Origin of the sequence: Chryseobacterium sp. MIQD13, from assembly GCF_050496705.1 — a bacterium.
Lineage (GTDB): Bacteria > Bacteroidota > Bacteroidia > Flavobacteriales > Weeksellaceae > Chryseobacterium.
The window spans coordinates 334,152-349,240 of sequence record NZ_JBNWAF010000004.1 but is presented as its reverse complement, the minus strand read 5'-3'; the positions used below and the strand labels follow the sequence as shown (position 1 = coordinate 349,240).

Here is a 15,089-nt window from a genome sequence, read left to right as displayed (position 1 = left end):
TTTGAATTCATTTTTGCTAACCTTTTCAACCTTAAAAAAATGATACAAAGGGGGCCTTTTAAAGAAAAAAAATCCAAACCTTGGTCTGTCTTCATCAACTAATTCACTTGACAACTACTGAACTAAATTCCATAACAAGACAGCCAAGGCAGGATTTTTGCATTGTTAACAGGGTACCACAACAAAGAGCTAATAAAATAGTATTCTATATCTTTGTTAGAAACCTAATCGCATTTGAAACTTAAAATCAACAAAAGAAAACTCCTGAGGCGTATTGCAATAACCTTTATTTCAATATTGGTTTTTCTTACCCTGCTGATTCTGAGCCTCAAACTCCCCGCCGTTCAAAACTTCATCAAAGACAGACTGATTGTATATCTTGAGAAAAAAATCAAGACTCCGGTAAGCCTTCAGAGGGTTTACATAGGATTTCCCAACAGCCTTGTGATGGAAAACCTTTACCTTAAAGGACAGGATGTAGATACGCTTCTGGCTGTAAAAAAGCTGGATGTAGGCTTAAATATGCTGAAACTCATCAGCTCTACCGCCGATATTACTTCTGTAGATCTTGAAGGTGCCCGTGCCAATGTGGTACGAAAACCTAACGGTGCTTTTAATTTCGATTATATCATCAATGCTTTTGCAACAAGCGATAAGGAGGAAAGTTCTTCCAAGCCTTTCATTATTTCACTGGATAAGATCAATTTAAAAGATATTGGGGTAACGTTCAATGACCAGCAATCCAGGAATGATATTAAGTTATATTTCAAATCATTTGATACAAGGGTTAAGACTTTTGACCTCAATAAAAATACCTATGCCGTTAATGATATCAATCTCGATGGGCTGAAATTAAAACTAAAGCAGGATCTTCTCGAAGAGGTCTCCAAAAAAGTAGAGAAAAAGGTAGATTCCCTCAATGATAAAAAACCTATGAGTATTGGTCTCAGAGGAATCAAACTTACCAATTTTGATATTGATTACGGTGATGACAATACCAAAACTTTTGCTAAAGTCCTGTTCAAAGAATTAAGCACAAAGGTTAATAAACTGGATCTGGAAAATAATGTTTACCATATTTCCAATGTTGTTCTTTCCGGGGCAGATATTAATGCCAATCTTTATCTTCCCGCTCAGAACGCTAATCCAAAAGGCTCAAAAGAACCTGAAGTTTCCAAAGCTTCAGATCAGGATAAAGCGATGAACATTATTCTTGGGAAACTTGTCCTGAATGATGTAAAAGCCGTGTACAACAACACCGCTATTGCTCCTACCAAACAGGGAATGGATTTCAACCACATGAATTTCTCCAAAATGAACGTAGAAGTAAGAAACTTCAAAATGGAGAACAATACTTTTGCGGGAACAGTGAATTCAGCAGAAATTCAGGAAGGAAGAGGTCTGAATATCCAGAAATTCAATACGGATTTTGTGTATGCAGAAAAACAGGCTTATCTGAAAGATCTTTATCTCCAGACTCCGAAAACACTGATCCGTGATGAGGTTATTTTAAACTATGATTCTTTTGAGCAGCTGACCTCCAATCCCGGAGTGGTAAAAATTTCAGCGAACATCAAAGATTCCAGAATCGGTTTTGCAGATATCTTAAATATCGTTCCGACTTTACGGAATACAGTTCCATTCAACAAATATCCGAATGCTATCCTGAATGTCAATGCAAATGTTCAGGGAAGCATCAATGATCTGCTGATTAAAGATCTTAAAGTTTCAGGATTGGATCAGTTGAGAGTAGCTGCATCCGGAAGAGTTAAAAACGCAATGAAGCCTGAAAATCTTTATTATGATGTAAGGATCGGGGAATTTTCAACAGAAGCTAAAACCGTTTATAACCTTGTCCCGAAAAATACAATTCCTTCCAATATTGCCCTGCCTTCTCATTTCAGTATTAAAGGAAATGCAAAAGGATCGACCAAATTGGTAAAAGCAGACCTGAACCTCTACTCTACCCTCGGAAATGCTACTGTTCTTGCAGATGTGGACATGAGCAGGAAAAACCGTGAGCTGTATGATGTAAAAGCCAATCTTCAGGCTGTTCAGGTAGGAAAAATCATTAAAAATAAAGATATAGGACCTGTCACTGCACAGATCTCAGCAAAAGGAGAAAGCTTTGATTTCAAAAATGCCAACGCCAATCTGAAAGGTCATGTTGCCTCGGCTGTCTACAAAGGTTACCGTTATCAGGATATGGACCTGACCGGTAAAATCAATAAAGGGGTTTACAATATTGTTCTCAACTCAAAAGACCCGAATGCCAATCTGAATTTAATCGCTTCAGGGGTTTATGATGAAAAAAATCCTACGGTGAAAATCAATGGTGAAGTGATCAAGCTTGATGTGAATAAGCTTGGATTCTATGAAAAACCTATGATCATTGCAGGAAAAATAGACGGAGACTTTTCAAGCCTTAATCCGGATGCTCTGAACGGTTATTTAAATCTTAAAGATTTTGCATTTTCGGATACCAAAGAGGTTTATCCTGTACAGGAAGTGAATTTAAAAGCTTCTTCAACACAGGATTCAACACAGATTATCTTCAATTCCCAGATTGCTGATGTTTCTCTGATCGGAAAATATAAGCTGACACAGATCTTCGGAGCTTTAACGCAGACTATTAATCAATATTATCAGTTTCAGAAACCGTCAAAAGGACAGAAAATTGATCCGGGCCAGTTTTTCACATTTAATGCAAAGATCAAGAATGACGACCTGATCAGGAAGTTTGTTCCCGATTTAAAAAGTTTTGAAACGATCAATCTGACAGGAAATTATGATGCAGATTCACAAAAAATAGAAGTTGACGGACAAATCCCGCAATTGCTATACGGGGAAAATTCGTTGGAAAATATTGCTTTAAAAGTCACCAATGAAAATCAGGCACTGCAATACAGCCTTAATGCCGGTGCTTTACAGAGTTCCAGCTTTACCCTGAAAAAAATTGGTGTTACCGGAGATGTAGCAAACAATATCATTAATTATAATATTACCACCAAGGACGATAAAGATGCCACGCAGTTCCTTATTGCAGGAAATGCCAAATCCCTGAACGATATCACAGAGATTTCTTTAAACCCGGACGGATTAAAATTAAATTATGCAGACTGGAATGTAGCTGAAAACAATAAAATCCAGATCAGCAGCCAGGGAATCCTGGCGGACAATTTCGTTCTTTCCAACGGCGGAAGCGAGATTTCCCTTCAGTCTGAAACAAGCCGCACAGGTAGCCCTTTAAATGTTTCGCTTAAAGATTTTAAAATCGAGACGATTACTGAACTGATCAAAAAAGATACGGTTCTTGCCAGAGGGACCATTAACGGAACGGCTCAGCTAAGGGATATTACAAAAAATATGACCTTCACTTCCGATCTGAATATTTCAGACCTGATTGTATATGGAAATCCGGTTGGAAATCTGGCGGTAAAAGTAAACAATACTTCACCGAAAATATTAAATGCCGATGTTGCCCTTTCCGGTAATGATAATGATGTGAAAATTCTTGGGGATTACAATACTTCTTCAAGCACATTTGACCTGAATATGGCCATCAACAAGCTTCAGATGAAGAGTGTTCAGGGCTTTTCGATGAATGCAATAACCAATACGGAAGGCTATCTTTCAGGAAATTTAAAGATTACCGGAAGTACGGATAAACCGAATATTTTAGGTAAAGTGAAATTCAATGATGCCGGACTGGAAATTGCCAAAACGGGCAGTGATTTCAGAAAACTTAATGATGAAATTGATTTTACCAGCCGCGGTATCGAGTTTAATAAATTTAAAATAAATGATAAGGACGGAAATTCTCTTGTGATCAACGGACAGGTTCTTACGCAAACCTACAGGGATTTTGCCTTTAATCTTGATGTAAATGCCAAGGACTTCAAAGTGGTGAATTCTGAGAAATCCAATGACGCCATGATGTACGGAATTCTTTCTATTGATGCAGGACTTCATGTTCGTGGAAACCTCGATCTTCCAAAAGTTGATGGCAGACTGGCCGTTTCTGATGATACGGATTTCACGTTTGTTCTTCCGCAATCCAGTCCCTCCCTTCAGGAAAGAGACGGAATTGTAGAATTTATCGATCAGGATCAGGTCGTTTTAAATAAAACCATCGTAGCGGATTCTCTGAAAGCACAAAGCCGTTTTAAAGGAATGGATGTAAGTGTGAATATTGAGGTAAGCAAAGAAGCGAAACTGTCAATTGTTATTGATAAAGCCAACGGGGATTTTGTAAAACTTCAGGGGGAAGCTGATCTTACCGGCGGAATTGATCCGTCAGGAAAAACGACTCTTGTCGGGGTTTATGAGGTGGAAAAAGGATCTTACGAACTTTCGGTAAGTCTTCTGAAACGTAAATTCGATATCCAGAAAGGCAGCACGATTACATGGACGGGAGAACCTACCGCCGCCACAATGGATATTACGGCTGTTTATAAAACGGAAGCACCGCCTATTGATCTCGTTGAGCAGCAGGTAAGCGGTGAAGATGCTGCTATTATGAACCAGTTTAAGCAAAGAATTCCTTTCAATACATTATTAAAAATGAAAGGTGAGCTTCTGAAACCTCAGATTACTTTCGATATCACTACAGATGAAAAGAACAATGCGGTTTCTTCTACAGTAACGGATATTGTGGATCAAAAGCTTACCCAGCTCAGAACGCAGGAATCGGAAATGAATAAGCAGGTTTTTGCGCTTCTTCTACTGAATCGTTTCATCGGAGAAAATCCGTTTGAATCCGGCGCGGGAATGTCAGCCGAAATGATGGCCAGACAGAGTGTAAGTAAAATTCTTTCCCAACAGCTGAATAATCTTGCTTCCGGCTTGATCAAAGGGGTTGATATAGATCTTGGACTTGATTCTTCTGAAGATTATTCAAGCGGAGAAAAAAATACACGAACAGATTTAAACGTTGGGGTAAGCAAAAAACTGCTGAACGACCGTCTGAAAGTTTCCGTGGGAAGTAATTTTGCCCTGGAAGGTGAAGCACGCCAGAATGAGAATATGACGAACATCGCAGGAAATGTGACTGTGGATTACAGTCTTTCAAAAGACGGAAGATATATGCTCCGGGCCTACCGTAAGGATGAATATCAGGTGGCTCTTCAGGGGCAGATCATAGAAACGGGGTTAGGATTCATCATCACTTTAGATTATGACAAATTCCGTGAGATTTTCCAGAAATCAAGAAAGGACAGACGTAAAAAAGAAAACAAAAATAACCAGGTGGTAGAATTTAAATAATGAAAAGTAGATTCAGTACATATTACAAATATTTGTTCGCTTCAGGATTTGCGGCTGTCAGTCTTTCATGCAGCAATACAAGATTCCTTAAAGAAGGCCAGATGCTTTACACCGGCGGGGAAGTAAAAATAGTGAATGATACGATCTCGAAGAAGGAGAAAAACGAGCTTAAGGCAGCGCTGGAAGAAAACCTGGTTCCTAAGCCCAATTCCTCTATTTTAGGCCTTCGCCCGAAACTGTATTTTTATAATATTGCCAAAGAACCTAAAAAAGACAAGGGTTTTAATTACTGGCTGAAATATAAAGTAGGTGAAAAACCTGTTCTATTGGGCGATGTAGATCGTGAATTCAACAAAGATATTATTGAAAACTACTCTGAGAACAAAGGGTATTTCAACGCAAAAGCAACTTACGATACGGTTTCCAAAAACAAGAAGGCAAAAGTTATTTATACATTACGGCCTGGTGCAAGATATATGGTAAGCAACGTTAAGTTTCAGCAGGATTCTTCACTGGTTAACAGGGAAATTCAGACTTTGGCTCCAAAAACTCTGCTTAAATCCGGGAAACCTTTTGACCTGGATGTGATCAAAGATGAAAGAGTACGTATTGATAATGGTTTAAAGGAAAGAGGGTTCTATTATTTCAATCCTGATAATATTATTGTTCAGGCAGACAGTACGGTAAGTAAAAATCACAAGGTTGAGCTTAATGTAAAATTAAAGGATGATACTCCTGATCTTTCTAGACAGCAGTTCAGTATTGACAAGGTGATCGTTTTCCCCAATTATAATATCCAGGATGTAAAGAGAGGGAAATACAGTGTTCCGATGAATACGGATTCACTGTCTAAATATGCTTATGGTGATATTTATGTGATTGATCCGCAGCATAAATTCAAGCCCAAAATCTTTGACAGGGCTTTATATTTTAAGAAAGGGGATCTTTACAACCGCTCCAATCATAATCTTACGCTTAACCGCCTGATCAGCTTAGGTGTTTTCAAGTTTGTAAAGAATGAATTCATTGTTTCGGATTCACTGAAACATCAGTTTGATGCCTATTATTTACTGACGCCAAGACAAATTCAGTCACTCAGACTGGAAGCTTTGGGAAGAACCAACTCAGCCAATTATGCGGGTAGCGAGCTGAATTTAAACTGGACACACAGGAATTTCTTCAGAGGTGCAGAACAGTTTAAAGCAGCCATTTACGGAGCTTTTGACTTCCAGATGGGAGGACAGGAAAATGCACAGAACCTTTTCCGCGCAGGAACAAATGTTCAGCTTTCGATACCAAGGATTGTAGCGCCTTTCCGTTTCAATTCTTCAAGTGCTTTTGTCCCAAGAACGAATATTACTTTGGGTTACGAGTTCCAGAACCGCACCCAGCTTTATACGCTTAATAATTTCAATGCTTCGTTCGGGTATGTCTGGAAGGAAAACGCCAGAAAGGAACATGATTTAAAGGTCATCGACATTACCCTGGTTTCTCCTGCCAATGTAACGGAAAAATTCTATGAGCAGGCCACTACTCCTGCAGCAAGAAGAGTTGTTGAAAAACAGCTGATCTTCGGGCCTACCTATTCGTATACCTATACCAATACGATGCTTCCCAAAGCCAATACAATCTATTATAAAGGTACACTGGATCTCGCAGGAAATATCACCGGTCTGGTAACAGGAGCCAATGTGAAAAATGATAAAGAAAAAAAGATTTTTGGCATCCCGTTCAGTCAGTATGCAAAAATTGAAAACGATTTCAGATTCTATCATAAATTTACGGAGAAGACCTCATTGGCCACCAGATTTATTGGCGGGATTGCTTATCCATATGGAAACTCGGAATTTATTCCTTTCTCCAAACAGTTTTTCTCGGGGGGAAGTAACAGTATCCGTGCTTTCCGTGCCAGAACTTTAGGTCCGGGAAGTTTTGATCCGCGTACTATTCCGGCAGGAACTCTACTGGATCAGGCCGGAGATATTAAACTGGAGCTGAATGCTGAATACCGTGCCAATATCTATAAATTTTTAAATGTAGCAGCATTTGTTGATGCAGGAAATGTCTGGCTGATCAATGAAGATAAAGACAGGCCCGGAGCGAAATTTTCAAAAGAATTTTTAAGTGAAGTTGCCGTAGGAGCCGGAGTTGGTTTGAGACTTGATTTCTCTATCCTAATTTTAAGACTTGATCTTGCCATGCCGCTGCGTGTTCCTTATTACGAAAAAGGAGACCGATGGGCATTTGATAAGATCGACTTCGGTAATTCAAACTGGAGAAAAGATAATTTAGTTTTAAATATAGCCATAGGATATCCTTTCTAATATGATCAACAATATCAAATTTTTCTGGGAGGTTCTTAAAGAGACCTTCGCCGAATGGAACAATTCTTCCGCATCAAAAGATTCGGCAAGTCTGGCCTATTATGCGATTTTTTCTATCCCGGGATTATTGATTATTATTATCTGGATTGCCGGAAATTTCTTTGGTGAAGAAGCCATTCGCGGGGAAATCAGCAATCAGATCAGCGGATTGATGGGAAAAGATGTTGCGAAAAGTATTGAAGGAATGATTGCGGGAGCCCTTATTGACAAACAGAATATTTTCATGAAAATAGTAGGGATAGGATCTTTGGTTTTCGGTTCCACTACCCTGTTTTTTCAGCTTCAGCATACATTAAATACGCTTTGGGATGTGGAAGCAGCTCCTAAAAAGGCACTGATAAAATTTCTTTTGGACAGGGCCAATTCATTGGGAATGATTCTTATTCTTGGCTTTTTACTGATGATCACCATGATTTTATCTTCAATGATAAGTCTTTTTAATAACTGGATCACCAATTATTTCGGCCTTGAAACCTATATGCTTGTAGAAGTCGTGAATTTTGCGATCGGATTTGGATTGGTTATGCTGCTGTTTGCCTTAATGTTTAAAGTGCTGCCTGATGTGAGAATAAGTTGGAAACCTGTATGGAAAGGCGCTTTATTGACTACTATTCTATTTACACTGGGTAAGTTTCTGCTGAGCCTGTATTTTGGTAATTTTAAGCCTACTTCTACTTTTGGAACAGCTGGAACTGTTATTCTGATTATGATGTGGATCAATTATTCCTGTATGTTAGTATTTTTCGGAGCAGTGTTTACAAAAGTGTATAACTATAAAAAGGGTTATAAAGTAGTTCTTTCCAAACATGCAAGATGGAATGCAGCGAAACTGTATAGAGATAGCAGGAAAAATGGTGAGAATGAATTGAAAGAGAGTTAAGAGCTTCGAGATATACGATTCTGCGTATTGCGAATTGTTTATCTCATGCACTATAAAAAAATAGCCTCCCGAATTTCAGGAGGCTTTTATATTTTACATTCTGTCTACGGTTCCTATACCGAGAAGCGCTAATGATTTTCTGATCGTCTTTGCCGTAAGATCTGAAAGATTCAAACGGAATTGTTTTAAATTTTCGTCTTCAAGCTTCAGAATAATATTGCTCTGGTAGAATGAATTATAAGATTTAGCCAGGTCATAAACATAGTTTGCAACCAATGCAGGGCTTAATGCTTCCGCTGCTCTTTCTACAATGGTTTTGTAATTGGCTAATAGCATAATCAATTCTTTTTCAAATTCGTTCAGAACAACATCTGAAACTTCTTTATACTGATAATCTGCTTTTGCCAGCAATGACTGTGTACGTGCATAAGTATATTGAATAAACGGTCCTGTATTTCCGTTAAATTCAATACTTTCCGCCGGATTGAACAGCATTTTCTTCTTAGGATCCACTTTCAGCATGAAGTATTTCAATGCACCCATTCCAATGATTTCGTAAGAAGCTACTTTTGCCTCTTCTGAAAGACCTTCAAGTTTCCCTTGTTCTATGGCTTTTGATTTTGCTGTTTCATGCATTTCTGCCATCAGATCATCAGCATCCACTACGGTTCCTTCACGGGATTTCATTTTTCCTTCAGGAAGCTCAACCATTCCGTAAGAAAGGTGGAACAACTGATCTGCCCAAGAATATCCAAGTTTTTTCATGATTTTAAATAAAACCTGGAAGTGATAATCCTGCTCGTTTCCAACCGTATAGATCAGCTTTTGAATATTGTTATCTTTAAAACGCTCTACCGCCGTTCCCAAATCCTGGGTCATATATACTGAGGTTCCGTCTGAACGAAGCAAAAGTTTTTGGTCAAGTCCTTCATCAGTAAGATCACACCATACGGAGCCATCTTCTTTCTGATAAAGAATACCTTTATCAAGACCTTCCTGAATAAGATCTTTTCCTAAAATATAGGTATTGCTTTCGTACTGAACCTGATCGAAGTCTACTCCAAGTCTTTTATACGTTTCATTGAAACCTTTATAAACCCATGAATTCATTTCGTTCCAAAGGTCTCTTACTTTCTGATCTCCGTTTTCCCAGTCTAAAAGCATCTTCTGAGCTTCTTTGATCAACGGGGCATCTTTTTTAGCCTGCTCTTCTTCTACTCCCTGCCCTACAAGCTCTGCAATTTCTTTTTTGTAGTTTTTATCGAATTCTACGTAATAATTTCCCACAAACTTATCTCCTTTTGTATTCGTGGTTTCCGGAGTTTCTCCATGTCCGAATTTTTCCCAGGCCAGCATAGATTTACAGATATGAATTCCTCTGTCGTTGATAATCTGTGTTTTGATCACATCATAACCTGCCTCTTTCAAGATCTGAGCCACAGAGAATCCCAATAAGTTATTTCTTATGTGCCCCAGATGAAGTGGCTTGTTGGTATTGGGTGAAGAATATTCCACCATTACAGTAGAATTTTTCTTTTCAATTGTATCAAAATCATTGCTTACGGATCTGAAATTATCCACAAATAATTGATTCTGTACTTTAACGTTAAGGAAACCTTTTACTACATTAAAACTTTCGAACAGATCAGACTGCTCCGTTAAGGCTTCTCCTAGTTCAACACCTATACTTTCCGGGTTTTTCTTCAACTGTCTTACCAATGGAAATGTAACTATGGTAAAATCACCTTCAAATTCCGTTTTATTTTCCTGAACCTCCAGATTGATGTCTTTTAACTGATAAACATTTAAAATAACCTCTGAAAGTTTCTTCTCTATACTATCTTTAATACTCATGTGTATATTATTACTTTTTAAAGGGCTATATGGAACAGCCTGATTTCATCTCAAATTCTGAGATACAAATATACGGAAATAAAAAAACCGCCCGAAGGCGGTTTTTGATATGAATGTTGTTAAAATACTACTAGTTATTATCCCAGATAAGCTTTGTATCCATTTTATCTCCTCCGATAGCAGTAGCTGCTGCCTGATAATTGGCAGTATTTAATGTCTGAACGGTTGTTGGATAGAAAATTCTTGTAGGCAAATCATTTAACCCAGCAATAAGAGAGGTAAATGTATAAGTTGTCTGACCACTTGCTGACGGCACATTAAGATTTGCTGTTTGTCCAGGCAATAATAGGTGGTTAGGATAACCTGTTCTTCTATATTCTGCCCAAGCTTCATTAGGCTGCATGAATAATGAGACATACTTCTGTGTTAAAACATTCGCTTTACTTGCAGCTGGTAGAGCTGCCACAAATGTATCAATTTTATCAGTAGGAACATTCCATCTTTCCATAGAAGCCCTAACTCCTTTCGCATAATTAGTTTGTGACCAGCCATTAGCCTCTGCCAATAAAAATTCAACTTCAGCATATTCCATAAATACTTCTGTATAAGCAGGCTTTAAAACACTTGCACCAAAGAAACTTGATGAGGCAGCCTGGCTAGCAGCTAATGTACTAGGTACACCATAAGGCATACCAGCAATTTGACTTGCACTGGTTGCTTCTACCATAGTCTGGTTTCTGATGTTTCCAATTTTTACAGATGTAGGAGATGCATACTTGAAAATTCTAGGATCTTCACCAAAATTTCCAGCCTGACCTTTCAATAATTGTACAAAAGTTTTAGAAATTGCAAAGTCTGATCTTGTCTGATAAGTTAAGAAGAAAGGAGAAGGATTAATTAGGTTATTCTCATAAGTTAATCCAACTGTATCATCATTAGAAGTCATTACTCCGGAAGCTATAGCATCTGTAATATGAGCTTCAGCTCCAGCAACTACACCTTTAACTCTTGTTGCAACTCTTAATCTTAATGAATTAGCAAACTTTTTCAGTTTTTCAGGATCATTACCAAACAGTTGATCACCACTTGTTAAAACATCCTTGGTCACATCAATCATTGCTGCAGCTTCTTTAAGCTCCTTCATAATATCTGCATAAACTTTTTGCTGGCTGGCAAATTTAGGCTGCAGATTCTCATTTACATTAAGAGCCTGAAAATCGGCATCTTTATTCCCGTAAGAATAATAAGGGATATCACCAAAAGCATCAGCCAAATTCAAGAACACATAAGATAACATAATTCTTGCAGCTGCAATCTGGTTTACATTGGCTCCATAGTTCGACATTTGTGCTGCTGTAGCAGGATCTGTATTAAGATCGATAATTTTCTTATAATCCTGAGCAACATAATAAGATCTAGTCCATAGCTGAGTACCAGTAGTAAGCCTATATTGATATCTGTCCTCTTCTGTATATTGTCTCTGAGCAGAATATTGTACCCAAGGTAACATCATTCTTCCAGACACCCAACCATCTCTTGTATAATCTACATATTCTTTATTGGCACTATTAAACAAGCCTGTTGGTAAAGGATTCTCAGTCGAGTTTGGGTTTGTATCGATTTCGTCAAATTTATCTGCGCAACTATTAAGTACTAGAGACAAACCTGCCAATGTTAATATTGAAAATATCTTTTTCATTGTGATTTAAAATTTAAAGTTTACATTAATTCCGTACATTCTCGTAGAAGGCAATGAACCTCCTTCTAACCCTTGAATATTACCAGATCCATACGCCGTATTTTCAGGATCAACACCTTTGAAAGCAAGGTTCCAAGCAAACAGGTTTCTACCAAAAGCAGATATTCTTATTCCTTGAAGAGAATTACCTATAATTGATTTCGGTAAATCGTAAGAAATTGTAAGATCTCTTAATTTAATATAGCTCGCATCAAAAACATTTTGTGCATCCACTGTACTATAATAAGTTCCTCCCCATGTTGGTGCATCCAATAATATATCGTTTGCTGTACCATCTTCTTTTACACCCGGAAGGATAACTCCAGCCTCCCTGTTTCCTCCAAGAGCAGTTTCTTCAAGCATCCCTGAATACATACCCCACATGTGTGTAGTTGAGAAATATTTACCTCCTTTCTGAATATCAATTAGGAATGATAATGCAAAGTTCTTATACTTAAATGAGTTTCTGAATCCCATATTATAATCAGGAAGTACAGATCCTAAAGGCTTAATTTCAGATGCTTTATAGAAACCATTCTCATCTACAATCTTATTCCCATTTGCATCATATACAAAATCAGTTCCTAAGATTACACCATATGAATATCCTACCTGAGCAGCAAGCTGTACTCTAAACGGAGCATTTGTCAAAATATAATTTTGTAAATTTCCCTGTAGCTCAACAAGTTTATTTTTATTTTTTGTAAAGTTCCAAGTAATATCCCACGAGAAATCATCGCTTTTAATTGGTGTAACATTTACCATTGCTTCCAACCCTTTATTGGTCATTTCCCCAGCATTTATGGTCTTGAATCCATATCCTGTAGAAGGATCAACAGGTAATGGAATAATCAGATCAGTTGTTTTTACATCATAGTAGGTAACATCAAATCCAAATCTATTTTTGAAGAAGCTTGCCTCCAAACCAATTTCTTTAGTTGTCTTTAATTCTGGACGAATTGCAGGCTCACCATTGGTTGCTGGCATAGAGTATACCGGGCTTCCACCAAATGGAGTTCCAATAGTTGCATAAGTTCCTCTTACATACGGATTTGAACCACCAGCGATTCTTGACCAACCTGCTCTTAATTTACCGAAAGATAACCAGTTTGTTTTTAATACTTTAGAGAACACAAAACTTCCTGTAACTGACGGATAGAACTGATCATCATTTAACATAGAGAACCAGTCATTTCTACCTGTAGCTTCTAAAAATAAAAAGTCTTTATATCCCAATGAAGCTGAAGCAAATAAACTTCGTACGCCTAAATGATTGGATACATTTGAAGATTGTGCAGGTTCAACACTATTAGATAGATTGTATAATCCTGGTATAATTAAACCTCCAACAGAATTTCCATTCAATACATCCCATTTACGGTCCATGATATTAAATCCGGCAAATGTATTTAAGCTAAAATCCCCGAAGTTGTCATTATAGTGAATTCTACCTTCATAGTTAAATTCAGAATTATTTCTTTTTTGAATATTGTATTCAGGCAAAGCTGCTGATCCAATTGCTACTCTTGAAGTAATGGTCTGAGAATAAGTATCTCCATATACTTTTCCGGCAACATATACCTTTTTAGATATATCATAAGTTAATCCAGCATTTCCAAAGAATCTGTGTCTATTATCATCTGAAGTATTCTCATAAATAGTCCAGTATGGATTATCTGAAAAGTTTGGTGTTCCATTATCCCATGCAGTTCTGTTCCATGATCTCTGCATACCGTTAGGCAGCTTATAATTTTTTAATTCTGCAAAATCAAGCTGTCTTTGCCCCCATTGATAAAATTTCTGTGCAACGGAATTATCTCCATATCCTTGTTCTGGTCTGTTAAATCCTGCAGTGTGTACATAATTGAAAACTGCATCTGCTTTTAATCTATCAGATAGTTTGGTATTAACATTTAAACTAAAATTATCTTTTTTGATCTCTGAATTTGGAACAACACCATTGATTTTAGTATTGGTATAAGATAATCTTACATTGGTATTTTCAAATGACTTGGAAACTGAAAAGTTATTTGTGTAAGTAGTTCCTATTCTGAAGAAGTCATCAACATCTTTTGTAGGAGCTACCCATTTCTTTAGCTTCATATACTCATTTGGAAACTCAGGATCAAAAGAGTCCCAACCTAAATAATATAAGTTCGGATCATATTTTGGTCCCCAGCTTTCGTCAGTTCCAAAGTCAGTAATATTATAAGTCTGTCCATTGATTGTAGCAGTAGGTAAAGTAGACTCTAAACCTCCACCATATTGATTTTGTAATTTGGGTCTGATGTAGATAGATTCAAAAGATACTCCAGTATTAAGCTGGATTTCTGTTCTACCTTTTTTAGCTGATTTTGTAGTATAGATTATTGCTCCGTTTCCTGCTCTATATCCATATAAAGCCGCAGCAGGTCCTCCCTTCAAAACCGTTACGCTCTCAATATCATCCGGGTTGATATCAAATGTTGCATCACCATAGTCTCTACCCCCAGCTCCTCTTTGAGTATCAATACTGTTAACATTTGAATTATCCAAAGGAACTCCATCTACAACAATTAATGGGCGGTTTTCACCCGTAACCGAGCTGATCCCCCTCATTGTAATCCTTGTAGATCCCCCCATAGAAGAAGGTGCTGTAACCTGAACCCCTGCAACATTTCCTGATAATGCACTTACAGCATTTGTTTGCCCTGCATCGGAAATTAGATCCCCCTTAATTTCTTGAGATGCATATCCAAGAGCCTTTTTTTCTCTCTTAATACCTAGTGCAGTAACCACTACACCCTCAATCTCCTTAGTCTGAGTAGTTGTATCATTTTTCTTTTGCTGTGCCTTTACAATAGCAACAGAAGAAGACAATACTACAACAAGAAGACTCATTGTTAGTTTCTTCATATCAAATTTTAATTTTGTATCCTGTACAAATTTGTAAAACTTTCTTAAAAATACAAAACAAAATCTTAAAAAA

General features: G+C 37.5%; 6 protein-coding genes. 3 read left to right on the top strand and 3 right to left on the bottom strand.

All coding sequences use genetic code 11. The features are described 5' to 3' along the window. The first annotated feature begins 234 nt into the window (after positions 1–234). Genes ACQWU4_RS18510 through ACQWU4_RS18500 form a run of 3 tightly spaced genes read left to right on the top strand, consistent with a single transcriptional unit; the run spans position 235 to position 8,529 of the window. Positions 235–5,265, top strand: coding sequence for a translocation/assembly module TamB domain-containing protein (locus tag ACQWU4_RS18510; protein ID WP_429937227.1), 5,031 nt, complete (start codon positions 235–237; stop codon positions 5,263–5,265). Beyond that, positions 5,265–7,589 (top strand): BamA/TamA family outer membrane protein, encoded by a 2,325-nt coding sequence (locus ACQWU4_RS18505; RefSeq protein WP_429937226.1) that lies wholly within the window; start codon positions 5,265–5,267, stop codon positions 7,587–7,589. The genes ACQWU4_RS18510 and ACQWU4_RS18505 overlap by 1 nt, the downstream gene beginning before the upstream one ends. Before the next feature lies 1 nt (position 7,590). Further along, positions 7,591–8,529 (top strand): YihY/virulence factor BrkB family protein, encoded by a 939-nt coding sequence (locus ACQWU4_RS18500; RefSeq protein ID WP_429937225.1) that lies wholly within the window; start codon positions 7,591–7,593, stop codon positions 8,527–8,529. A gap of 93 nt (positions 8,530–8,622) precedes the next feature. On the opposite strand, the gene argS is transcribed toward ACQWU4_RS18500, so the two are convergent. From argS to ACQWU4_RS18485, 3 genes are all read right to left on the bottom strand, one after another. Beyond that, on the bottom strand, positions 8,623–10,383 hold the full coding sequence (gene argS, locus ACQWU4_RS18495; RefSeq protein ID WP_429937224.1) for an arginine--tRNA ligase: 1,761 nt from the start codon (positions 10,381–10,383) through the stop codon (positions 8,623–8,625). 130 nt (positions 10,384–10,513) lie between these two features. Next, a complete protein-coding gene (locus ACQWU4_RS18490) occupies positions 10,514–12,046 on the bottom strand; it encodes a SusD/RagB family nutrient-binding outer membrane lipoprotein (protein WP_429937223.1) in 1,533 nt (510 codons plus the stop codon). Positions 12,047–12,088: 42 nt separating this feature from the next. Continuing rightward, positions 12,089–15,016, bottom strand: a complete 2,928-nt coding sequence (locus ACQWU4_RS18485) for a SusC/RagA family TonB-linked outer membrane protein (RefSeq protein WP_429937222.1) — start codon at positions 15,014–15,016, stop codon at positions 12,089–12,091. Between the last annotated feature and the right edge of the window lie 73 nt (positions 15,017–15,089).